We start from the raw sequence: 23,903 nt of genomic DNA on the forward strand, positions 1-23,903 counted from the left end.
CGTGGCGGCCCACGAACAACCACAACGCATCAGAACAACAGGAGACGTCAATGAAAATGAAGACCCTCGCACACGCGTGTCTCGCGGTCGCAACCGCAGCGTTCACCGCCGGCGCCGCACACGCCGCGGATAGCGTGAAGATCGGTTTCATCACCGACATGTCGGGGCTTTACGCGGACATCGACGGGCAGGGCGGCCTCGAGGCGATCCGGATGGCCGTCGCCGACTTCGGCGGCAAGGTGCTCGGCAAGCCGATCGAGGTGGTCTATGCCGACCACCAGAACAAGGCGGACATCGCCGCGTCGAAGGCGCGCGAATGGATGGACCGCGGCGGGCTCGACCTGCTGGTCGGCGGCACCAATTCCGCGACCGCACTGTCGATGAACCAGGTCGCGTCCGAGAAGAAGAAGGTCTACATCAACATCGGCGCGGGCGCCGACACGCTGACCAACGAGCAGTGCACGCCGTACACGGTTCACTACGCATACGACACGATGGCGCTCGCGAAGGGCACCGGCTCGGCGGTGGTGAAGCAGGGCGGCAAGAGCTGGTTCTTCCTGACGGTCGACTACGCGTTCGGCAAGGCGCTCGAGAAGAACACGTCGGACGTCGTGAAGGCGAGCGGCGGCCAGGTGCTCGGCACGGTGCGCCACCCGCTGTCCGCGTCGGACTTCTCGTCGTTCCTGTTGCAGGCGCAATCGTCGAAGGCGCAGATCCTCGGCCTCGCGAACGCGGGCGGCGACACGATCAATTCGATCAAGGCCGCGAAGGAGTTCGGCATCACGAAGACGATGAAGATCGCCGCGCTGCTGATGTTCATCGACGACGTGCACAGCCTCGGCCTCGAGACGACGCAGGGCCTGGTGCTGACCGACAGCTGGTACTGGAACCGCGATGCGGCGTCGCGCCAGTGGGCGCAGCGCTACTTCGGCAAGATGAAGAAGATGCCGTCGAGCCTGCAGGCGGCCGACTACTCGTCGGTGACGACTTACCTGAAGGCCGTGCAGGCGGCCGGCACGACGGACTCCGACAAGGTGATGGCCGAGTTGAAGAAGATGAAGATCAGCGACTTCTACGCGAAGGGCTACATCCGCCAGGACGGCAGCATGATCCACGACATGTACCTGATGGAAGTGAAGAAGCCGTCCGAATCGAAGGAGCCGTGGGACTACTACAAGGTGCTCGCGACGATTCCGGGCGAGCAGGCGTTCGGGACCAAGCAGGAGACGCGCTGCGCGCTGTGGAAGTAAGCGCGGCGCTGCGCCGCTCGCGTGCGCGACCGCCTGACGGTTGCGCACGCAACGAAACTCATACTGACGGCTAAGTCGATGGAAATCTTTGGCATTCCGTTGCCGGCGATGCTGAGCCAGTTGCTGCTCGGGCTCGTCAACGGCTCGTTCTACGCGATCCTGAGCCTCGGGCTCGCGGTGATCTTCGGGCTGCTCAACGTGATCAACTTCGCGCACGGCGCGCTGTTCATGCTCGGCGCGATGCTCGCGTGGATGGGGCTGTCGTACTTCGGGCTGCCGTACTGGGCGATGCTCGTGCTCGCGCCGGTGCTCGTCGGCACGTTCGGGATCCTGGTCGAACGCTCGATGCTGCGCTGGCTGTACAAGCTCGATCACCTGTACGGGCTGCTGCTCACGTTCGGGCTCACGCTCGTCGTCGAAGGCGTGTTCCGGTCGATCTACGGATCGTCCGGCCAGCCGTACGACGTGCCGTCGCAGCTGTCCGGCGCGACCAATCTCGGCTTCATGTTCCTGCCGAACTACCGCGCGTGGGTGGTCGTCGCGTCGCTCGCGGTGTGTCTCGCGACCTGGTTCGTGATCGAGAAGACGCGCCTGGGCGCGTATCTGCGCGCCGGCACCGAGAATCCGAAGCTCGTCGAGGCGTTCGGCGTGAACGTGCCGATGATGATCACGCTCACCTACGGCTTCGGCGTCGCGCTCGCGGCGTTCGCGGGCGTGCTCGCCGCACCGGTGATCCAGGTGTCGCCGCTGATGGGCCAGCCGATGATCATCACCGTGTTTGCGGTGGTCGTGATCGGCGGGATGGGCTCGATCCTCGGCTCGATCATCACCGGGCTGCTGCTCGGCGTGATCGAAGGCTTCACGCGCGTGTTCTATCCGGAAGCGTCGGCCACCGTCGTGTTCGTGATCATGGCGATCGTGCTGCTGATCCGCCCGGCGGGCCTGTTCGGCAAGGAAAAATGATGCAGAGAAAAGTGCTCTACGGCGTGCTCCTCGCCGCACTGCTCGCGGCGCCGTTCATCGGCGCGTATCCGGTGTTCGTGATGAAGGTGCTCGCGTTCGCGCTGTTCGCGGCCGCGTTCAACCTGCTGATCGGCTACACGGGCTTGTTGTCGTTCGGCCATGCGATGTTCCTCGCGACCGCGGGCTACACGACGGGCTATACGATCCAGACGCTCGGTTTCACGCCGGAGCTGGGCGTGCTCGTCGGCACGGCCGCGGCGACGGTGCTCGGGCTCGTCGTCGGCCTGTTCGCGATCCGCCGGCAGGGCATCTATTTCGCGATGATCACGCTCGCGTTCGCGCAGATGGTCTACTTCATCTATCTGCAGGCGCCGTTCACGCACGGCGAGGACGGGCTGCAGGGCGTGCCGCGTGGGCGCCTGTTCGGCGTGCTCGACCTGTCGAACGACATCGCGCTGTACTACGTCGTGCTCGCGGTGATCGTCGCCGCGTGCGCGTTCATCGTGCGGATCGTGCATTCGCCGTTCGGCCAGGTGCTCGTCGCGATCAAGGAGAACGAGGCGCGCGCGATCTCGCTCGGCTACGACACCGATCGCTTCAAGCTGCTCGCGTTCATCCTTTCGGCGGCGCTCGCGGGGCTGGCCGGTTCGCTCAAGGTGCTGGTGCTCGGCTTCGAGACGCTGTCGGACGCGTACTGGACGATGTCGGGGCTCGTCGTGCTGATGACGCTCGTCGGCGGGATGGGCACGCTGTTCGGGCCGCTGCTCGGCGCGGCACTGATCGTCGCGCTGGAGGATCGGCTCGGCGACATCGGCGAATGGCTCGCGTCGACGACCGGGATCGGCTGGTTTCATTCGCTCGGCGAATCGGCGACGATCGTCACCGGCCTGATTTTCATCGCGTGCGTGCTCGCGTTCCGGCGCGGGATCGTCGGCGAGATGGTCGCGCGGGTCAAAACGCTCAAGCCGTCGTGATTGCATCGCGCGCGCCGTTCGGCCGCGTTGGTGCGCGGCACCATCGCGTGCGGCCGGAATCGGTGCCGCGACGGGCTCCGGCCGGCGCCGCGCGGGGGATTGGTGCCCCATTTTCGTGCGGCGATGCACCATAGGGGTAAATGCTAAGTTGTCGCAGGGTGAAAGCTCCTTTAATCTTCGTTCCAGTTCTGATGCACCGCGAAACGAATTTGCAGGTGGAGAACGAGGAGACAATCGAGGCACAAAGTGCCCGGACCCCAAAGCGCTGTTGGACGGAATCCAACAGCGCTTTTTCATTTGTGCGCGAATTTCGCTCGTTGGCTCCGCGTCCGTGTCTCGCTTGCGGCGCCCGCGCGCTTCACCCGTCCCCGCGTTTTCTTTTCCTCCGTTCCTGCCATTCCGCTGCCATCGGCACGCACACCGCGTTCGTTGCCGTTCGGGCTTACCCGGTTGGCGTGCGCAAAACGCGTCCGTTACACTCAGCTTTCGCCGACCGCTCGGTCGGGAAAATCGGTCGGCAGTTCTCCTACAAGCACAATGCAGAAGAGGGAGTACGGTTGGATGAGCAGTGCAGGGCAATGGAACGGGGCACGAGCGGCCCCTGGTGCCGCTCGTACGGGGTCGCGCACGCATCGGTATGCGCGGGCCGTTGCGCGCTGTCCTGCGGGCGAGATGCGCGCTCCGGCGCGACTTGCCGCTGCGCTGGCGGCTGCGCCGGTCGTTGCGTACGCATCCACTGCGCCATTCGAGCTTCCATTCGCCGTTGCGTGCGCATGAACTTCCGGTTTTTCGATGGTGCGCCATTCGTGCACGCGGTCGGGCCGGCCGCGGCCGGCCACCCTTTGCGCGATCGTTGCATTTGCATCGATCGCGCGTCGCGCAACGCCGCCTTTCCCCGCTTGCTTCATGCTGACGACATTGCCGCCGTGCATCGTGGCGGCTGGCCGTCTCGGCGCATGCGGCGGCGCGTGCGCGGCGCCGGCGGTTCACGGGAAAACGAGCGTAGACGCGGTATGGCGAAATACTTAATTTATTAACTTGTTTGAGGACCGGGAGCCGCCCGAGCGACCCGCGGATTTTTCGAGCAGCGTTTGGAGACAACGTAAATGAAGATGAATCGATGGATGGAGGCTCTGCTTGCCGCGGGCCTCGTGTGTGCAGCGGCTTCGGCGTCGGCGCAGGTGAAGATCGGCGTGACGCTGTCGGCCACCGGGCCGGCCGCGTCGCTCGGGATTCCGGAAAAGAACACGATCGCGTTGCTGCCGAAGGAAATCGCGGGCAAGAGCGTGCAGTACATCGTGCTCGACGATGCGTCCGACACGAGCCGCGCGGTGCAGAACGTGCGCAAGCTGATCGACGAGGATCACGTCGACGCGATCATCGGTTCGTCGGTCACGCCGAACTCGCTCGCGATGCTCGATCCCGTATCGCAGGGCAAGACGCCGACGATCTCGCTCGCGGCGAGCGCGCAGATCATCGCGCCGATGGACGCGAAGCGCGCGTGGATGTTCAAGGTGCCGCAGAACGACCAGTTGATGGCCGACGCGATCGCCGGCTACATGGCGAAGCACGGCGTGAAGACGGTCGGCTTCATCGGCTTCGCCGACGCGTATGGCGACAGCTGGTACAAGACGTTCGATGCGGCCGCCGCGAAGAATGGGCTGAAGATCGTGTCGAGCGAGCGCTACAACCGCACCGACGCGTCGGTGATGGGGCAGGTGCTGAAGCTGATGGGCTCGAATCCGGACGCGGTGCTGATCGCCGGTTCCGGCACGCCGGCCGCGCTGCCGGCCAAGACGCTGAAGGAGCGCGGCTACAAGGGCAAGGTGTATCAGACGCACGGCGTCGCGAACAACGACTTCCTGCGCGTGTGCGGCAAGGACTGCGAAGGCGAGATCCTGCCGGCCGGCCCGGTGCTCGTGACCGACCAGCTGCCCGATTCGAACCCGGTGAAGAAGCCGGCGCTCGGCTACAAGGCCGCGTACGAGAAAGCGTACGGCGCGGGCTCGCTGTCGACCTTCGGCGGGCATGCGTGGGACGCGGGGCTGCTGTTGCAGCGGGCGATTCCGGACGCGCTGAAGAAAGGCCAGCCTGGCACCGAGGCATTCCGCGAGGCGCTGCGCGCGTCGCTCGAGAGCGTGAAGGATCTGCCGGTGTCGCACGGCGTGATCAACATGACGCCGACCGACCATAACGGCTTCGACACGCGTGCGCGCGTGATGGTGCAGATCGTCGACGGCAAGTGGAAGCTGCAGGCCGAATAAGCATCACGTGAAACCGGCACGCGCGGCGCGCATGGCGCCGCGCGTGCCGTCGGCGGCGCGGCGGGCTTCGCGGCCCGCGTCCGCGCTGCAAGGAATCTCCGGGAAGCCGCCGCACGACGCCTGACACCTCGATCCTGGCGTCCGCGCGCGGTCCGTTCCCGTCGCCGTTTCTCCGCAGCATTCTCGATACACGAAACGTATGGATCTCTCGATTGCGGCGATCCTCGCGCAAGACGGCATCACGACCGGCGCCATTTATGCATTGCTGTCGCTGGCGCTCGTGCTGGTGTTTTCCGTCACGCGGGTGATCTTCATTCCCCAGGGCGAATTCGTCGCCTATGGTGCGCTCACGCTTGCGGCGTTGCAGGCGCAGAAATTCCCCGCTACCTGCTGGCTGCTGTTCGTGATGGGCATCGCATGCTTCCTGCTCGAAGTCGGCGCGCTGATCCGCCATCGCGAACGCCGCCATCAACTCGGCCGCACGCTCGCGACGCTCGCGAGCCGCTACGTGCTGCTGCCGCTCGCGGTGTTCGCGCTGACGCGCAGCTTCGCCGTCCAGCCGCTGCCGATGCTCGCGCAGATCGCGCTGACGCTCGCGATCGTCGTGCCGATGGGGCCGTTCGTCTACCGGCTCGTGTACCAGCCGATTGCCGAGGGCACGACGCTGCTGCTGCTGATCGTGTCGGTCGCCGTCCATTTCGCGATGGTCGGCCTCGGGCTCGTGATGTTCGGCGCGGAGGGCTCGCGCACCAACGGATTCTCGGACGCATCGCTGGCGATCGGCGGCATGACGGTGTCGGTGCAGAGCATCCTCGTGGTCGTGACGGCGCTCGTGCTGATCGGTGCGCTCTACGTGTACTTCGGCCGCACGATCGCCGGCAAGGCGCTGCGCGCGACGTCGGTGAACCGGCTCGGCGCGCGGCTCGTCGGCATCGGCACGACCGAAGCAGGGCGGCTCGCATTCACGTTCGCCGCGGGGCTCGGCGTGCTGTCGGGCATCCTCGTCGGTCCGCTGACGACGATCTACTACGACTCCGGCTTCCTGATCGGGCTGAAGGGCTTCGTCGGCGCGATCATCGGCGGGCTCGTCAGCTATCCGCTCGCGGCCGCCGGCTCGCTGCTCGTCGGCGTGCTCGAGTCGTATTCGTCGTTCTGGGCGAGCGCGTACAAGGAAGTGATCGTGTTCACGCTGATCATCCCGGTGCTGCTGTGGCGCAGCTTCGCGACGCCGCACGCGGAAGAGGAAGAGGAGTGACGCGATGAAGACGTTCGTACGCAACAAGACATTCTGGCTGTTTCTCGTGGTGCTGTTCGCGCTGCCCGTGCTGCCAGGCGCGCTGCAAGTGCCCGAATACTGGATTACGCTGCTCAACTACATCGGCCTCTACGCGATCGTCGCGATCGGGCTCGTGCTGCTGACGGGCGTCGGCGGGATGACGAGCTTCGGGCAGGCCGCGTTCGTCGGCATCGGCGCGTACGCGACTGCGTTCCTGACGACACGCTACGGCGTGTCGCCGTGGCTCGCGCTGATCGTCGGCGTCGCGCTGACGGCGCTCGTCGCGCTCGTGCTCGGCGCAGTCACGATGCGCCTGTCCGGACACTTCCTGCCGCTCGGCACGATCGCATGGGGCCTCGCGCTGTTCTATCTGTTCGGCAACCTCGAGTTGCTCGGCAAGTACGACGGGATCAACGGCATTCCGGCGCTGAACCTGTTCGGTATCGAGCTCGGAAGCGGCCGCAGCCTGTACTTCCTGATCTGGGCCGTCGTGCTCGCCGCGATCGTGTCGGTGCAGAACCTGCTCAACAGCCGGCCCGGCCGCGCGATCCGCGCGCTGCGCGGCGGCGGCGTGATGGCCGAGGCGATGGGCGTGAACACCGCATGGATGCGCGTCGTGATCTTCGTCTATGCGGCCGTGCTCGCGGCGGTATCGGGCTTCCTGTATGCGCACCTGCAGCGGGCGGTGAATCCGACTCCGTTCGGATTGAACCACGGGATCGAATTCCTGTTCATGGCCGTGGTCGGCGGCGTATCGCACGTGTGGGGCGCGGTGCTCGGCGCGGCGATTCTCACCGTGCTGCAGGATTACCTGCAGACGCTGCTGCCGAAGCTGCTCGGCTCGGAGGGCAATTTCGAAATCATCGTGTTCGGCGTGCTGATGGTGCTGCTGCTGCAGTACGCGCGGCAGGGCATGTGGCCGTTCGTCGCGAAGCTGTTTCCGCGCGGGCCGCGCGCGCATGTGCCTGATCGCGCAGATCCGCTGCCGCAGCGGGCTAAGCCCGTCATTGGCGAGCCGCTGCTCGTCGTCGACAATGCGCGCAAGCAGTTCGGCGGGCTGGTGGCCGTCAACGACGTCAGTTTCGATGTGAAGGCGGGTCAGATCATCGGGTTGATCGGTCCGAACGGCGCCGGCAAGTCGACCACGTTCAACCTCGTGACCGGCGTGCTGCAGCCGACCGGCGGCACGATTACGTTCCGCGGCGAACGGATCGACGGGCTTACGTCGCGGCAGATCGTCCGGCGCGGAATCGGCCGGACGTTCCAGCACGTGAAGCTGTTGCCGACGATGACGGTGCTCGAGAACGTCGCGATCGGCGCGCATTTGCGCGGCCATACGGGCGTGTGGCGCAGCATCGCGCGGCTCAATGCGCATGAGGAAGCGCAGCTGCTGGCCGAAGCGGCTCGACAGATCCGCCGCGTCGGGCTGGAAAAGCACATGTACGACGACGCGGGCAGCCTTGCGCTCGGCCAGCAGCGGATTCTCGAAATCGCGCGCGCGCTGTGCTGCGATCCGACGCTGCTGCTGCTCGACGAGCCGGCCGCCGGGCTGCGCTATCAGGAGAAACAGCAGCTCGCAGACCTGCTGCGGCGGCTGAAGGGCGAAGGAATGAGCGTGTTGCTCGTGGAACATGACATGGATTTCGTGATGAATCTCACCGACCGGCTGGTCGTGATGGAATTCGGCACGCGGATCGCGGAAGGGCTGCCGCAGGACGTGCAGCAGGATCCTGCCGTGCTCGAAGCGTATCTGGGCGGGGTGGAGTGATGACGGACACGACGATGCCGATTCTCGACGTGCGTGGACTGGCGGTCCGGTACGGGAAAGTGGAGGCGCTGCACGGTGCGGCGATCAAGGTCGGCGCAGGGCAGATCGTCAGCGTGATCGGCCCGAACGGGGCCGGGAAGTCGACGCTGCTGAACGCGATCATGGGCGCGCTGCCGGTGACCGGGCATGCCGCCGGTGCGGTCGTGTACCGCGGTCAAGACGTGAGCGCGTTGCCGGTCGAGTTGCGTGTCGCGCGCGGAATGTGCCTCGTGCCGGAAAAGCGCGAGCTGTTCAGCACGATGACCGTCGAAGACAACCTCGTGCTCGGCGCGTATCGGCGCAAGCTCGCCGGTGAATCGAACTTCCTCGACCAGCTCGATCACGTGTTTGCGCTGTTTCCGCGGCTGAAGGAGCGGCGCAGGCAGGCTGCCGGCACGCTGTCGGGCGGCGAGCGGCAGATGCTCGCGGTTGGCCGTGCGCTGATGGGCAAACCGGACCTTCTGATGCTCGATGAGCCCAGCCTCGGCCTTGCCCCGCTGATCGTGAAGGAGATTTTCCATATCATCAGCGCGTTGCGCGGCACCGGGGTTGCGACGCTGCTGATCGAGCAGAATGCGCGAGCCGCGCTGCAGATCTCGGATTACGGCTACGTGTTGGAGACGGGGGAGTTTGCGCTGGAGGGGCCGGCGGCCGAGTTGGCGCAGAACCCGCGCGTGATCGACACGTACCTCGGGCTGGCAAGGAAGACGGCTTGATGGTTGTGCGGATGGCGGGAAACGGGCGGCGTGTTTCACGTGAAACACGCCGTTTTTGTTTCCGGTATCGCCGCGGTGGGTGGTGACGACGGGGTGGGGACAAATATCGCGTTCCGAAGTGGAAGCACCGTGAGCGAACAGGGCTGCCAGCCGTTGGTGCGGCGGAGCAGACAAGTGCCCGGTCGTTCACCGGAAATACCGGGATGGCGCACTACAGCCAAACGCTGCGAGCCGGCGCATGGTTTTGCGCGGCTCGCCCACGCGCTACGCGGTCGCTGCCGTGACGCCGGACCCTGCGGGGACCATCGATCTAGGCCGTTCGGCCGAAAAACTGTCCAAATGAACGGACCCTACCAATCGGACGGTCTTCGGGTGAAAAGCGAACCCGCTATAATTCGGCCCATACATTTCTCAGATAGGTTCGCGCGCAGTCCTGCGCACGGAATCCACCATGCTTTTTCCCACAGAATTTGACGTCATCGTCGTCGGCGGCGGGCACGCCGGCACGGAGGCTGCATTGGCATCCGCGCGTATGGGCGCGAAGACGCTGCTGCTGACCCATAACATCGAAACGCTCGGGCAGATGAGCTGCAATCCGTCGATCGGCGGTATCGGCAAAGGCCATCTGGTCAAGGAAGTCGACGCACTCGGCGGCGCGATGGCCGCCGCGACCGACGAGAGCGGTATTCAGTTCCGTATCCTCAATTCGTCGAAGGGGCCGGCCGTGCGCGCGACGCGTGCGCAGGCGGACCGCATCCTGTACAAGGCCGCCATCCGCCATCGTCTCGAGAATCAGCCGAATCTGTGGCTGTTCCAGCAGGCGGTCGATGACCTGATGGTCGAAGGCGACCGCGTGGTCGGCGCGGTTACGCAAATCGGCATCCGCTTCCGCGCTCGCGCGGTCGTGCTGACGGCTGGTACGTTCCTCGACGGCAAGATCCACGTCGGGCTGAATAACTACACGGGCGGCCGCGCGGGCGACCCCGCGGCTGTGTCGCTGTCGGCGCGCCTGAAGGAGCTCAAGCTGCCGCAAGGCCGCCTGAAGACCGGTACACCGCCACGTATCGACGGGCGTTCGATCGACTTTTCGAAACTCGAAGAGCAGCCGGGCGACCTCGATCCGATTCCGGTGTTCTCGTTCCTGGGCCGTGCCGAGCAGCATCCGCGACAGCTGCCGTGTTGGGTTACGCATACGAACGAGCGCACGCACGACATCATTCGAGGCGGTCTCGACCGTTCGCCTATGTATACAGGCGTGATCGAAGGTGTCGGTCCGCGTTACTGCCCGTCGATCGAGGACAAGATTCACCGGTTCGCGTCGAAGGAATCGCACCAGATCTTCCTCGAGCCGGAAGGGCTGACGACCAACGAGTTCTACCCGAACGGGATTTCGACGAGCCTGCCGTTCGACGTGCAGCTCGAGCTCGTGCATTCGATGCGCGGCCTCGAGAACGCGCATATCTTGCGTCCCGGCTATGCAATCGAGTACGACTACTTCGATCCGCGCGCGTTGAAGGCGTCGCTCGAGACGAAGGCGATCAACGGGTTGTTCTTTGCGGGCCAGATCAACGGCACGACCGGCTATGAAGAAGCGGCCGCGCAAGGGCTGCTGGCTGGTCTGAACGCCGGCCGCTACGTGCAGGAAAAGGAAGCGTGGTGCCCGCGTCGCGATCAGGCGTACCTTGGGGTGCTGGTCGACGACCTCGTCACGCGCGGCGTGGCGGAGCCTTACCGGATGTTCACGAGCCGTGCCGAATACCGACTGAGCCTGCGTGAAGACAACGCCGATATGCGTCTGACCGAGATCGGCCGCGAACTCGGACTGGTCGACGACGCGCGCTGGGATGCGTTCAGCCGGAAACGCGACGCTGTTTCACGTGAAACCGAACGGCTGAAGTCGACGTGGGTCACGCCGAAGACGCTGCCGCCGGAAGAGGCGACTGCATTGCTCGGCAAGGCGATCGACCACGAATACAGCCTCGCCGAACTGCTGCGCCGCCCAGGTATCAGCTACGACGGCGTATGCGGCCTGAAGGGCGGCGAGTGCGGCCCGGCTGAGCCGCTCGCCGATGATCCGGTGCTGCTGGGGCAGATCAAGGAGCAGGTCGAGATCGGCATCAAGTACCAAGGCTATATCGAGCGTCAGGCGAGCGAGATCGAGCGCAACGACGCGAACGAGAACACGCGTTTGCCGGACGGTATCGATTACCGCGAGGTGCGAGGCCTGTCATTCGAGGTGAGCCAGAAGCTCAACGAGTTCCGGCCCGAAACGATCGGCCAGGCATCGCGTATCTCGGGCGTCACGCCGGCCGCTATCTCGCTGCTGATGGTGCACCTGAAGCGCCGTGGGCTCGGCCGTCGCACCGGCACCGCCGCAGAGGCGACCGAGCAGGGGGACGGCGCCGTCCCGACGCAACAATGACGGCGCGTCGCGCGCCGGCGGTTAATCGGGACGTACTTGAACAGATGCTCGTCGACGGCGCGGCTACGCTCGACATCGCATTGACGGACGCACAACGCGACCAGCTGCTCGACTATGTAGCGCTGCTCGGCAAGTGGAACGCGGTCTACAACCTGACCGCGATCCGCGACCCGAAGCAGATGCTGATTCAACACATTCTCGATTCGCTTTCCATCGTTCCGCATCTGCGCAGCCGTGCGTCGGCGCGCGTGCTCGACGTCGGCTCGGGCGGCGGATTGCCCGGTATCGTGCTGGCGATCATCGAGCCGGAGTGGCAGGTGACGCTGAACGATATCGTGCAGAAGAAGTCCGCATTCCAGACGCAGATGCGCGCGGAGCTGAAGCTCGCGAATCTCGCGGTCGTCACCGGCCGCGTCGAATCGCTGCGGCCGGGCGTCGAAGTGCCGGAAAAATTCGACATGATCGTATCCCGCGCTTTCGCGGATCTATCCGACTTCGTTAAACTTGCTCGACATCTCGTCGCGCCCGGCGGATCGATCTGGGCGATGAAGGGTGTCCACCCGGACGACGAAATTGCGCGACTGCCGGAAGGCAGCCGCGTGCAGCAGACGATACGGCTCGCGGTGCCGATGCTCGATGCCGAACGGCATCTGCTCGAGGTTGCCGTCGACGACGCGATTTGAAGGCGCGCTGTAGCGCGCCGTTTGTTTGAAGGTAAAGGGAACACACCAACGATGGCAAAGATCTTCTGCGTTGCGAACCAGAAGGGGGGCGTCGGCAAGACGACGACATCGGTCAATCTCGCCGCAAGCCTTGCAGCGCAGGAGCAACGAGTCCTGCTGATCGATCTCGACCCGCAGGGCAACGCAACGATGGGCAGCGGGATCGACAAGGCTGCCTGCGAGTCGACCGTATACGAAGTGCTGGTCGACGGCGTATCGGTGACGGACGCGCGTGTGCGTCCGGAAGGCGTCACGTACGACGTGCTGCCGGCCAATCGCGAGTTGTCCGGCGCCGAGATCGAGCTGATCAGCATCGACAATCGCGAGCGCCGGCTGAAGGCCGCGCTCGAGCGCGTGGCCGACGAATACGACTTCGTGCTGATCGACTGCCCGCCGACGCTGTCGCTGCTGACGCTGAACGGCCTGTGCGCGGCGCACGGCGTCGTGATCCCGATGCAGTGCGAGTACTTCGCGTTGGAAGGGTTGTCGGACCTCGTCAATACGATCAAGCAGGTTCACGCGAACATGAACCGCGATCTGAAGATCATCGGCTTGCTGCGCGTGATGTTCGATCCGCGCATCACGCTGCAGCAGCAAGTCTCCGATCAACTGAAAGCGCACTTCGGCGACAAGGTGTTCGACGCGGTGATTCCGCGCAACGTGCGCCTCGCGGAAGCGCCGAGCTACGGGCTGCCGGGCGTCGTGTTCGACCGCAGCTCGCGCGGTGCGCAGGCCTATCTGCAGTTCGGTGCCGAGATGATCGATCGCGTGCGCGCGTTCGAGGTGTCGTGATCCGGACATGAGCGAAGCGAGGAAGAAAGACATGAACGCGGTACCAAAGAAGAAGGGCTTGGGACGTGGCCTCGAGGCGCTGCTCGGCGGCAGTGCGGACATCACCGAAGCGGTGAAGATCGAAGGCGCGCCGAACACGCTCGCGCTCGGCAAGCTGCAGGCCGGCAAGTACCAGCCGCGAACGCGAATGGACGAGGGCAGCCTGCAGGAACTGGCGGCCAGCATTCGCGCACAAGGCGTGATGCAGCCGATCCTGGTGCGCCCCATTTCGTCTGACAAATACGAGATCATCGCGGGCGAGCGGCGCTTCCGCGCGGCGCGCCTGGCCGGCCTCGACGAAGTGCCGGTGCTGGTGAAGGACGTATCCGATCAGGCCGCCGCCGCGATGGCGCTGATCGAGAATATCCAGCGCGAAGACCTGAATCCGCTGGAAGAGGCGCACGGCATCCAGCGCCTGCTCGACGAATTCGGTTTCACGCACGAACAGGCCGCGGAGTCGGTCGGCCGTTCGCGCAGTGCGGTGTCGAACCTGCTGCGCCTGCTGAATCTCGCATCGCCGGTGCAGACGATGCTGCTCGCCGGCGATCTCGACATGGGGCATGCGCGTGCGCTGCTCGCGGTCGATGCGGCGACGCAGATCACGCTCGCGCATCAGGTCGTCAACAAGCGCATGTCGGTGCGCGAGACGGAAAAGCTGGTCGCGCACACGACCAAGGAGGCGCCCGCCGTGAAGGCGCGCGCGAAGGATGATGGCGGACGCGACACGCGCCGTCTCGAGGAAGAGCTGTCCGATCTGCTCGCATCGACGGTGAAAATCAAACTCGGCCGCCGTGGGCGAGGGCAGGTGATGATCGACTTCGGCAACCTCGATGCGCTCGAGGGCATTCTCGCGCGCCTGCGCGGCAACGTCGCAACCGAAGAGTAACGAGGCGCAATTGATGGAACCTACGGGCGTGCCGGCGCCGCGCCGGTGGCTCGGCTGGCTTGCGAAAGAGCCGGTGCTCACGGTATTGGCGTTTGCGCTGATTCTTCTTCAATGGTTGCGTCCGCAACCAGTTGCCGCACTGACCGGCCTCGTCGACTGGCAGACTGTCGCGACGCTCGCGGGTTTGCTGATGCTGACGAAGGCGCTGGAGCTGTCCGGTTGCCTGATGTGGCTCGCGCATCGGATCGTGCATCACGTGTATTCCGAGCGCGGGCTCGCGATGTTGCTCGTTGTGTTCGCGGCGGCACTCGCGATGTGGCTCACCAACGATGTCGCGCTGTTCGTCGTCGTGCCGCTGATGGTGTCGCTGCGCGCGCTGACGCCGCTGCCGTTCCGGCGCCTCGTGATCGCCGTCGCGCTCGCGGTCAATGCGGGCTCCGTCGCGACGCCGCTCGGCAATCCGCAGAACCTGTTCCTCTGGCAGTTGAGCGGCGTGTCGTTCGGCCGCTTCGTGGTCACGCTCGGGCCGCTCGCGCTGGCGTTGATGGCGTTGCTGCTGGCGCTGACGGCATGCTCGTTTCGCGCGAAGCCGCTCGACCTGTCGGGCGACGTCGAGATCGTGCCCGTCCATCGCATGCACGCGCTGCTCGCGGCGGTGCTGTTCGGCGCGTTCGTGCTGCTCGCGGACGCGCACCATCCGGCGCCAGGCCTGATCGCCGTCGTGATCGCGCTGCTGCTCGCGAAACGCGATGCAGTCCTGAAGATCGACTGGCTGTTGCTGATGATTTTCGTGCTGATGTTCGTCGTGCTGCGCAGCGCGGCCGCGCTGCCCGTCGTCCACGACACGATCGCGCGCGCCCATCTCGATTCGCCGTTGCGCGTGTTCGCCGCGGGGGCGGTGCTGTCGCAGGGCATCAGCAACGTGCCGGCGGCGATCCTGTTGTCGGAATTCACGCACGACTGGCGCGCGCTTGCGTTCGGCGTATCGGTCGGCGGCTTCGGCTTCGCGATCGGCTCGCTCGCGAACCTGATCGCGGTCCGGCTCGCGAAGGAGCCGCGGATGTGGTTGCCGTTTCACGCGGTGTCGATTCCATTCGCGCTCGCGAGTGCGGCACTGGGCGCGTGGTTGCTCGCGCACGCCTGAGCGATGCCGCATCATCCGCCTCAGGGTTGCTGCCAGCGAGGCGGGGCAGCGCACAGCCATCGAGATCGTCGTGAGGCGGAGGCTGTTGACAAGTGTCGCGCATCACAGTCGATCTTCTGTGGCGGCACTACAACTGACTTGCGGCATCGGCGCGCTCGCGGTCTCACGTCTCTCGCGCATTGCGCGTGCGCGGTGATCACAGGACTTCGTCCATTGCGCGCCGTCGTGCCGGACGCTTTCGCGCGATTGCGTCACGGCAGACTTCCTGCCCAATCGCGCCGCGCCGGGTGCGCCCGCATCCGCCGCCGCCGTCACGCGATTTCATCGCCAACGCACTTTTCCAGGCAAGAAATACCGGTGCAAAAAAACGACCTTACAACTGTCATCGTACGTCGCCGATTCGCGCGTTTTTCACATGATGAGGCGTCGTTTTACACAGGTTTTTGTCGCGTCTAAAGCCTTGAATCACTTGCAACTATCGCTTACAATCGCCCGGATTTGTTAGCTAGGCACCCCTGAAAGCTTTCAGAAAGCTTGGGGCCGGGTTCAAGGATTTTGCGGAAGATTGCGATGGCGGGTCAGGCGCCGAACGACAGGCACGATGGTCCCCGAGCGCAGCGCACCGTTTCAGCGGCCGGCGAGCGGCGCGAATCCGATGGCGACGACTGGGATGCCGAGCAGCAAGATAACAACATCGTTCCGCTCACGCGGACGGAAGCCGAGAGGCTGTTCGGTCCGAACGTGAGCAAGCCGTCGCGCGTGACCCCTTACAAGGTGGTGATCGCGCAGGTGGTCTTGTCCCTGGTTGCAACGCTGGCGTGGTGGCTGTTTTCAAAGTCGCCGGGCGCCGCTGCGCAGTCCGCGTTTCTGGGCGGGGCGATCGGCTGGGTGCCAAGCGCGTTGTTCGTGGCACGACTGAAGGCAGGTGGTTCGGCCACCGTGATGAGCTGGGTGATGGGCGAAGCCCTGAAGCTCGGCGTGACGATCGGGATGTTCGCCGCAGTGGCGTACGGCTATGCCGGCGTGCACTGGCCGGCGCTCCTCGTCACCTACCTCGTCGTGCTGAAGACGTACTGGATCGCGCTGGCCTGGCGGTAAAAACAAGCAGCGTGCGGTTTCGACAACGAACCGCACCGGCCCGTTCCCGCAATAGCGTGTTGCGGAACGGGGCAAAACGATTTTCGACAATTTGGGTGGCATTAACGATATGGCAGCTAGCGAAGGCACGCGCAGTCCGGATCCGTCCGAGTACATTGCGCACCACTTGCAGAATTTCTCCACCTCGCATCAGACGTCGATTTTCGACATCCACGTCTGGAATCTCGACACGCTGTTCTGGTCGATCGTGTGCGGCATCGTGACGATCGTCCTGCTGCGTCTGGCCGCCCGCAAGGCGACGTCGGGCGTGCCGGGCCGCTTCCAATGCGCAATCGAGATGCTCGTCGAAATGGTCGAAGACCAGTCGAAGGCCATCGTCCACGGCAATCGCACGTTCATCGCGCCGCTCGCCCTCACTGTGTTCGTGTGGGTCGCGCTGATGAACTCCCTCGACTTCCTCCCGGTCGACCTGCCGGGCCGCGTGATCGGCCTGCTCGGTCTGTCGGACGTGATTTCCCACCATCGCATCGTCCCGACGGCCGACCTGAACGGCACGCTCGGCATCGCGCTCGGCGTGTTCGTCCTGATGATCTACTACAGCATCAAGATCAAGGGCGCAGGCGGTTTCGCGCATGAACTGCTGTCGGCGCCGTTCGGCGGTCACCCGCTGCTGTGGATCCCGAACCTCGCGTTGAACATCGTCGAATACGTCGCGAAGACCGTCTCCCTCGGCATGCGGCTGTTCGGCAACATGTACGCGGGTGAGCTGTTGTTCCTGTTGATCGCCCTGCTCGGCAGCATGTGGAGCTTCGGTGGCGACGCAACGTTCCTCGGCTTCGTTGGTCATGTGATCGCGGGCAGCGTCTGGGCAATCTTCCACATCCTGATTGTTCTGTTGCAGGCATTCATTTTCATGATGCTGACGCTGGTGTATCTCGGCCAGGCGCACGACAAGCACTAAGCGCGGCGTGCAAAAAAGAGTTTCCGTTTTAGTTTTTTAAATCTCAGTTCCAAGTCTTTTCACAAAGGAGTGATCATGCAAGCTTACATCGCCAACATCCAGGGTCTGACCGCCATCGGTATCGGCATCATCATCGGCCTGGGTGCAATCGGCGCCTGTATCGGTATCGCGCTGATGGGTGGCAAGTACATCGAAGCCTGCGCGCGTCAGCCGGAACTCATCAACCCGCTGCAAACGAAGATGTTCCTGCTGGCCGGTCTGATCGACGCTGCATTCCTGATCGGCGTTGGTGTCGCAATGCTGTTCGCGTTCGCGAACCCGCTCCTGTCGAAGCTCGCAGGCTAAGGTTCCACGGAAATTTGCGTCCGGCGCAAGCCGGCGCAGGGCGGAACGGAGACTTGGGGCGCTGATCGAATGCAACTCGATGAGCGCCTTACCGTTTCATTTTTCCGGAATAGCAGATAAGGAAACACCGTGAATCTCAACGCAACTCTGTTTGCGCAAATGGTCGTGTTCCTGGTCCTCGCGTGGTTCACGATGAAATTCGTGTGGCCGCCGTTGATCAACGCCCTCGACGAACGTTCGAAGAAGATCGCCGACGGCCTCGCGGCCGCGGAGAAGGGCAAGGCGGAACTCGAAGCAGCGCACAAGCGCGTGGACCAGGAACTCGCGCAGGCCCGCAACGACGGCCAGCAGCGCATCGCCGACGCCGAAAAGCGTGCACAGGCGGTCGCCGAGGAAATCAAGGCCAACGCCCAGGCTGAAGCCGCCCGCATCGTCGCCCAGGCGAAAGCGGAAGCAGAACAGCAAATCGTGAAGGCGCGCGAAGCGCTGCGTGGCGAAGTCGCCGCGCTGGCCGTGAAGGGCGCCGAGCAGATCCTGAAGCGCGAAGTCGATCAAACGGCCCACGCCCAACTGCTGAATCAACTGAAAGCCGAGCTCTGATCATGGCCGAACTTGCAACCATCGCCCGCCCTTACGCAGAAGCGCTGTTCCGCGTGGCCGAGGGAGGTGACATCGCCGCCTGGTCCACGCTCGTGCAAGAGCTGGCCCAGGTTGCGCGTCTGCCGGAAGTGCTGTCGGTCGCGTCGAGCCCGAAGGTGACGCGCACGCAAGTGGCCGAGCTGCTGCTTGCTGCGGTGAAGTCGCCGCTCGCGGCCGGCGCCGAAGCGAAGAACTTCGTGCAGATGCTGGTCGACAATCATCGCATCGCGCTGCTGCCGGAAATCGCCGAGCAGTTCGAGGCGCTCAAGAACGAACGTGAAGGCGCAGCCGACGCCGAGATCGTGAGCGCGTTCCCGCTGAACGGCGCGGATCTCGAAAGCCTCGTCGCTGGCCTCGAGCGCAAGTTCAAGCGCAAGCTGAAGCCGACGGTCGAAGTCGATTCGTCGCTGATCGGCGGCGTGCGCGTGACGGTCGGCGACGAAGTGCTCGACACCTCGGTTCGCGCGCGCCTCGCATCGATGCAGGCTGCGTTGACCGCCTGAGCGCCACGCCGGCACGCAACAGAATTGACTATCAGGAGCGAATAATGCAACTCAATCCCTCTGAGATCAGCGAGCTGATCAAGAGCCGGATCCAGGGCCTTGAAGCGAGCGCAGACGTTCGCAACCAGGGTACCGTGATCTCCGTGACCGACGGTATCGTGCGCATCCACGGCCTGTCGGACGTGATGCAGGGCGAAATGCTCGAGTTTCCGGGCAACACGTTCGGCCTCGCGCTGAACCTCGAGCGCGACTCGGTCGGCGCGGTGATTCTCGGCGAATACGAACACATTTCGGAAGGCGACATCGTCAAGACGACGGGCCGCATTCTCGAAGTCCCGGTCGGTCCGGAACTCGTCGGCCGCGTGGTCGACGCGCTCGGCAACCCGATCGACGGCAAGGGCCCGGTCAACGCGAAGCTGACCGACGCGATCGAAAAGATCGCGCCGGGCGTGATCTGGCGCAAGTCGGTGTCGCAGCCGGTGCAGACGGGCATCAAGTCGATCGACGCGATGGTGCCGATCGGCCGTGGCCAGCGTGAGCTGATCATCGGCGACCGTCAGTGCGGCAAGACCGCGGTGGCGCTCGACGCGATCATCAACCAGAAGGGCAAGGACCTGATCTGTATCTACGTCGCGATCGGCCAGAAGGCTTCGTCGATCATGAACGTGGTGCGCAAGCTCGAAGAAACGGGCGCGCTCGAATACACGATCGTCGTCGCTGCTTCGGCATCGGATTCGGCCGCAATGCAGTACCTGGCACCGTACGCCGGCTGCACGATGGGCGAATACTTCCGCGACCGCGGTCAAGACGCGCTGATCATCTATGACGACTTGACCAAGCAGGCTTGGGCATACCGTCAGATCTCGCTGCTGCTGCGCCGCCCGCCGGGCCGCGAAGCGTACCCGGGCGACGTGTTCTATCTGCACTCGCGTCTGCTCGAGCGCGCTGCTCGCGTGTCGGAAGAGTACGTCGAGAAGTTCACGAACGGCGAAGTGAAGGGCAAGAGCGGCTCGCTGACGGCACTGCCGGTCATCGAAACGCAGGCTGGCGACGTGACCGCGTTCGTTCCGACGAACGTGATCTCGATTACCGACGGCCAGATCTTCCTGGAAACCGACCTGTTCAACGCAGGCATCCGCCCGGCAATCAACGCCGGCGTGTCGGTGTCGCGCGTCGGCGGCGCCGCTCAGACGAAGGTCGTGAAGAAGCTGTCGGGCGGTATCCGTACCGACCTCGCGCAGTACCGTGAACTCGCAGCATTCGCGCAGTTCGCATCGGACCTCGACGAAGCGACCCGCAAGCAGCTCGAGCGCGGCCGCCGCGTGACGGAACTGCTGAAGCAGCCGCAGTACCAGCCGCTGCAGGTGTGGGAACTGGCCGTGTCGCTGTACGCCGCGAACAACGGCTACCTTGACGATCTCGACGTCAAGCAAGTGCTGCCGTTCGAGAAGGGCCTGCGCGACAACCTGAAGACCAGCCACGCCGACCTCATCAAGCGCATCGAAGACACCAAGGATCTCTCGAAGGACGACGAAGCCGCACTGCGCGCGGCGATCGAATCCTTCAAGAAGTCCGGTGCCTATTGATCCGCGAGTGACACACTGAGGCCGCGCGGGTGCTGATGCGCCCGCGCCGCTTCGGTGAGCGATGCATGAGCCCCGAGTAAAGCGCTAAAGCGCTGACTCGGGGCGCAAAGGAGCAAGCTATGGCTGGAATGAAGGAAATTCGCGGCAAGATCAAGAGCGTGCAGAACACGCGCAAGATCACGAAGGCGATGGAGATGGTGGCCGCATCGAAGATGCGCCGCGCGCAGGAACGCATGCGCGCCGCTCGTCCGTATGCGGACAAGGTCCGTGCCATCGCCGCGCACATGAGCCGTGCGAACCCGGAGTACCGCCACCCGTTCATGGTGGCGAACGACGGCGCGCAGACGGCCGGCATCATCCTCGTCACGACGGACAAGGGTCTTTGCGGCGGTCTGAACACCAACGTGCTGCGTGCGACGGTGCAGAAGTTCAAGGAGCTGGAAGAGAAGGGCCAGAAGGTCGAAGCCACCGCAATCGGCGGCAAGGGCCTCGGGTTCCTGAACCGCTTCGGCGCGAAGGTGATGTCGCAGGTCGTGCACCTCGGCGACACCCCGCATCTGGACAAGCTGATCGGCGCCGTGAAGACGCAGCTCGATCTGTACTCGGAAGGCAAGCTGTCGGCGGTCTATATCGCTTACACGCGCTTCGTCAACACGATGAAGCAGGAAGCCGTGATCGAGCAGCTGCTGCCGCTGTCGTCGGACCACTTCGACGCCAATGACGGTACGCCGGCCACGTCGTGGGACTACATCTACGAGCCGGACGCGCAGGCAGTCGTCGACGAACTGCTCGTGCGTTACGTCGAGGCGCTGGTGTATCAGGCCGTCGCGGAAAACATGGCGTCCGAGCAATCGGCGCGCATGGTCGCGATGAAGGCCGCGTCCGACAACGCGAAGACGGTGATCAGCGAACTGCAGCTCGTGTACAACAAGAGCCGCCAGGCCGCGATTACGAAAGAACTGTCGGAGATCGTCGGCGGCGCAGCCGCTGTTTAAGCGCGCGCCCGGGACGACAACTGCGCCTTTGCGCGAGTAAAGAATCAGGTATTTAAAGGAAAAGCGATGAGTACTGCTGCTTTGGTAGAAGGCAAGATCGTACAGTGCATCGGCGCCGTTATCGACGTGGAATTCCCGCGCGACAGCATGCCGAAGATCTACGACGCGCTCATTCTCGATGGCTCGGAATTGACGCTCGAAGTCCAGCAGCAGCTGGGCGACGGCGTGGTCCGTACCATCTGTCTGGGTGCATCCGACGGCCTGCGCCGCGGCCTGACCGTGAAGAACACGGCAAAGCCGATTTCGGTGCCGGTCGGCAAGCCGACCCTCGGCCGGATCATGGACGTCCTCGGCCGTCCGATCGACGAAGCCGGCCCGATCGAAAGCGAAACGACGCGTTCGATCCACCAGAAGGCTCCGGCGTTCGACGAACTGTCGCCGTCGACCGAACTGCTCGAAACGGGTATCAAGGTGATCGACCTGATCTGCCCGTTCGCAAAGGGCGGCAAGGTCGGCCTGTTCGGCGGTGCCGGCGTGGGCAAGACCGTCAACATGATGGAGCTCATCAACAACATCGCGAAGGAACACGGCGGTTACTCCGTGTTCGCGGGCGTGGGCGAGCGTACCCGTGAAGGGAACGACTTCTACCACGAAATGAAGGACTCGAACGTTCTCGACAAGGTCGCGCTGGTGTACGGCCAGATGAACGAGCCGCCGGGCAACCGTCTGCGCGTCGCGCTGACCGGCCTGACGATGGCCGAGCACTTCCGTGACGAAGGCCTCGACGTGCTGTTCTTCGTCGACAACATCTACCGTTTCACGCTGGCCGGTACCGAAGTGTCGGCACTGCTCGGCCGTATGCCGTCGGCAGTGGGCTATCAGCCGACGCTGGCTGAAGAAATGGGCAAGCTGCAAGAGCGCATCACGTCGACGAAGAAGGGCTCGATTACGTCGGTTCAGGCCGTGTACGTCCCTGCGGACGACTTGACCGACCCGTCGCCGGCGACGACCTTCGGCCACCTGGACGCAACCGTCGTGCTGTCGCGTGACATCGCTTCGCTGGGTATCTACCCGGCGGTCGACCCGCTCGACTCGACGTCGCGCCAGATCGACCCGAACGTGATCGGTGAAGAGCACTACTCGATCACCCGTCGCGTTCAGCAGACGCTGCAGCGCTACAAGGAACTGCGCGACATCATCGCGATTCTGGGCATGGACGAGCTGTCGCCGGAAGACAAGCTGTCGGTCGCCCGTGCGCGTAAGATCCAGCGTTTCCTGTCGCAGCCGTTCCACGTCGCTGAAGTGTTCACGGGCTCGCCGGGCAAGTACGTGCCGCTGAAGGAAACGATCCGTGGCTTCAAGATGATCGTCGACGGCGAGTGCGACCACCTGCCGGAACAGGCGTTCTACATGGTCGGCACGATCGACGAAGCCTTCGAAAAGGCCAAGAAGATCCAGTAAAGGTCTGAGTGGTAGCACGCTGGCGCGATCCGGCCGCGGTGTAGCGAATCGCTGTTGCCGATTTGCTTCACGGCCGGTCGCGCCGACCGCAACACGCTCAACCAGGAGTCGATATGGCAACCATCAAAGTAGACGTCGTCAGCGCGGAAGAGCAGATCTTCTCGGGCGAGGCGAAATTCGTCGCGCTGCCGGGCGAAACGGGTGAGCTGGGTATTCTGCCGGGTCACACGCCGCTGATCACGCGGATTCGTCCGGGTGCGGTGCGCATCGAAGTCGAGGGCGGCAACGACGAATTCGTGTTCGTCGCGGGCGGCATTCTCGAAGTGCAGCCGGGTGCCGTGACGGTGCTCGCCGATACCGCGATCCGCGGCAAGGACCTCGACGCGGCGAAAGCCGAGGAAGCGCGCAAGCGTGCCGAGGAAACGCTGCAGAATGCGAAGTCGGACCTCGACCTCGCGAAGGCGCAATCGGAGCTCGCGACCGCGATGGCGCAGCTCGAAGCGATCCAGCGTCTGGCGAAGATCCGCAGCCGGCACTGAGCCGCGCGCGCGTATCGCCGCGAAAGAAAGCAGCCTTCGGGCTGCTTTTTTTTCGTGTGCGCCCAGCATGGGCGCACTCCTGCGGGTGGAAGTCCCGCCATAAGCTGATCACGGCAAATGAAGCGAAGCGCAACTGCATGAGGGCGACCGAGTGTGGGGAGGAAGCGTGGAGCGTAAATCGCGAGCCGATGGACAAGAACCGTATAGAAGGCGCTGCTGAGCAGGGCGAGCGGGCACGTAACCGCGAAGCTCTCGTGATCAAGGCGAGGCGGCGTAGATGCGGCGGTTGTGCGATGAAGGAGTGTGTTCTTACCTGGGGAGATCTCGCCTCATGCCTGAAAGGGCGACGGTGTCGAGCCGGAGCGAGAAGTCAGCAGAGGCCGTAGTAGCCGCCGGTTGGGGGGCGAAGGGCCGAACGAGTAGGAGGGCCGAAGGCCGTGTCGCTCGGACGAGCAGTGCATCAGAAGCCCGCGCAGGCGGGACGTAACGCGGGAGGGCGAGGTGAAGCCGAGCCGGAAGCG

General features: G+C 64.3%; 21 protein-coding genes. All 21 read left to right on the forward strand.

The features are described from left to right. Nucleotides 1-50: 50 nt before the first annotated feature. The 21 genes from BSE24067_RS26720 to BSE24067_RS26820 all read left to right on the forward strand — a co-directional run bounded on the left by BSE24067_RS26720 (nt 51) and on the right by BSE24067_RS26820 (nt 23,382). The gene (locus tag BSE24067_RS26720) at nt 51-1,250 is read left to right on the forward strand and encodes an ABC transporter substrate-binding protein (protein WP_151064934.1); all 1,200 of its coding nucleotides are present in this window, start codon (nt 51-53) and stop codon (nt 1,248-1,250) included. Nucleotides 1,251-1,328: 78 nt separating this feature from the next. Beyond that, nucleotides 1,329-2,213 carry a branched-chain amino acid ABC transporter permease gene (locus BSE24067_RS26725; protein ID WP_151064935.1) on the forward strand — a complete coding sequence of 295 codons (885 nt, stop codon included), beginning with the start codon at nt 1,329-1,331 and terminating at the stop codon, nt 2,211-2,213. After that, on the forward strand, nt 2,213-3,187 hold the full coding sequence (locus BSE24067_RS26730) for a branched-chain amino acid ABC transporter permease (RefSeq protein WP_170297477.1): 975 nt from the start codon (nt 2,213-2,215) through the stop codon (nt 3,185-3,187). Before BSE24067_RS26725 ends, BSE24067_RS26730 begins: the two co-directional genes overlap by 1 nt. Before the next feature lie 1,106 nt (nt 3,188-4,293). Then, nucleotides 4,294-5,451, forward strand: a complete 1,158-nt coding sequence (locus tag BSE24067_RS26735; protein ID WP_151064938.1) for an ABC transporter substrate-binding protein — start codon at nt 4,294-4,296, stop codon at nt 5,449-5,451. 199 nt (nt 5,452-5,650) lie between these two features. Next, complete coding sequence (locus BSE24067_RS26740; RefSeq protein WP_151064939.1) at nt 5,651-6,706, forward strand: branched-chain amino acid ABC transporter permease; 1,056 nt, start codon at nt 5,651-5,653, stop codon at nt 6,704-6,706. 4 nt (nt 6,707-6,710) lie between these two features. Next, nucleotides 6,711-8,495, forward strand: coding sequence for a branched-chain amino acid ABC transporter ATP-binding protein/permease (locus tag BSE24067_RS26745; protein ID WP_151064940.1), 1,785 nt, complete (start codon nt 6,711-6,713; stop codon nt 8,493-8,495). Further along, nucleotides 8,495-9,250, forward strand: coding sequence for an ABC transporter ATP-binding protein (locus BSE24067_RS26750; protein WP_151064941.1), 756 nt, complete (start codon nt 8,495-8,497; stop codon nt 9,248-9,250). Before BSE24067_RS26745 ends, BSE24067_RS26750 begins: the two co-directional genes overlap by 1 nt. Before the next feature lie 451 nt (nt 9,251-9,701). Then, entirely contained in the window at nt 9,702-11,672 is a 1,971-nt protein-coding gene (mnmG, locus tag BSE24067_RS26755) for a tRNA uridine-5-carboxymethylaminomethyl(34) synthesis enzyme MnmG (protein WP_151064942.1), read from the forward strand. After that, entirely contained in the window at nt 11,669-12,355 is a 687-nt protein-coding gene (gene rsmG, locus BSE24067_RS26760) for a 16S rRNA (guanine(527)-N(7))-methyltransferase RsmG (RefSeq protein WP_151064943.1), read from the forward strand. The genes mnmG and rsmG overlap by 4 nt, the downstream gene beginning before the upstream one ends. A 51-nt stretch (nt 12,356-12,406) precedes the next feature. After that, entirely contained in the window at nt 12,407-13,186 is a 780-nt protein-coding gene (locus BSE24067_RS26765; protein WP_151064944.1) for a ParA family protein, read from the forward strand. Nucleotides 13,187-13,217: 31 nt separating this feature from the next. Beyond that, nucleotides 13,218-14,111, forward strand: coding sequence for a ParB/RepB/Spo0J family partition protein (locus BSE24067_RS26770; protein ID WP_034183983.1), 894 nt, complete (start codon nt 13,218-13,220; stop codon nt 14,109-14,111). A gap of 13 nt (nt 14,112-14,124) precedes the next feature. Then, the gene (locus BSE24067_RS26775; protein WP_151064949.1) at nt 14,125-15,255 is read left to right on the forward strand and encodes an SLC13 family permease; all 1,131 of its coding nucleotides are present in this window, start codon (nt 14,125-14,127) and stop codon (nt 15,253-15,255) included. A 570-nt stretch (nt 15,256-15,825) separates the two neighbouring features. Beyond that, nucleotides 15,826-16,353 carry an ATP synthase subunit I gene (locus BSE24067_RS26780; RefSeq protein ID WP_151064945.1) on the forward strand — a complete coding sequence of 176 codons (528 nt, stop codon included), beginning with the start codon at nt 15,826-15,828 and terminating at the stop codon, nt 16,351-16,353. 109 nt (nt 16,354-16,462) lie between these two features. Then, nucleotides 16,463-17,314 carry a F0F1 ATP synthase subunit A gene (gene atpB, locus BSE24067_RS26785; protein ID WP_151064946.1) on the forward strand — a complete coding sequence of 284 codons (852 nt, stop codon included), beginning with the start codon at nt 16,463-16,465 and terminating at the stop codon, nt 17,312-17,314. Between the two features lie 75 nt (nt 17,315-17,389). After that, nucleotides 17,390-17,659, forward strand: a complete 270-nt coding sequence (gene atpE, locus BSE24067_RS26790) for a F0F1 ATP synthase subunit C (RefSeq protein WP_006482730.1) — start codon at nt 17,390-17,392, stop codon at nt 17,657-17,659. A gap of 129 nt (nt 17,660-17,788) precedes the next feature. Further along, complete coding sequence (locus BSE24067_RS26795) at nt 17,789-18,259, forward strand: F0F1 ATP synthase subunit B (RefSeq protein ID WP_006401466.1); 471 nt, start codon at nt 17,789-17,791, stop codon at nt 18,257-18,259. 2 nt (nt 18,260-18,261) lie between these two features. Continuing rightward, nucleotides 18,262-18,801 (forward strand): F0F1 ATP synthase subunit delta, encoded by a 540-nt coding sequence (locus BSE24067_RS26800; protein WP_059505582.1) that lies wholly within the window; start codon nt 18,262-18,264, stop codon nt 18,799-18,801. Between the two features lie 44 nt (nt 18,802-18,845). Next, the gene (atpA, locus tag BSE24067_RS26805) at nt 18,846-20,387 is read left to right on the forward strand and encodes a F0F1 ATP synthase subunit alpha (protein ID WP_151064947.1); all 1,542 of its coding nucleotides are present in this window, start codon (nt 18,846-18,848) and stop codon (nt 20,385-20,387) included. 119 nt (nt 20,388-20,506) lie between these two features. After that, on the forward strand, nt 20,507-21,382 hold the full coding sequence (atpG, locus tag BSE24067_RS26810; protein WP_151064948.1) for a F0F1 ATP synthase subunit gamma: 876 nt from the start codon (nt 20,507-20,509) through the stop codon (nt 21,380-21,382). 66 nt (nt 21,383-21,448) lie between these two features. Continuing rightward, the gene (atpD, locus tag BSE24067_RS26815) at nt 21,449-22,843 is read left to right on the forward strand and encodes a F0F1 ATP synthase subunit beta (protein WP_031397079.1); all 1,395 of its coding nucleotides are present in this window, start codon (nt 21,449-21,451) and stop codon (nt 22,841-22,843) included. 113 nt (nt 22,844-22,956) lie between these two features. After that, on the forward strand, nt 22,957-23,382 hold the full coding sequence (locus tag BSE24067_RS26820) for a F0F1 ATP synthase subunit epsilon (RefSeq protein ID WP_006477288.1): 426 nt from the start codon (nt 22,957-22,959) through the stop codon (nt 23,380-23,382). Nucleotides 23,383-23,903 lie beyond the last annotated feature (521 nt).

This window comes from Burkholderia latens (genome assembly GCF_902499045.1).
Taxonomy (GTDB): domain Bacteria; phylum Pseudomonadota; class Gammaproteobacteria; order Burkholderiales; family Burkholderiaceae; genus Burkholderia; species Burkholderia latens.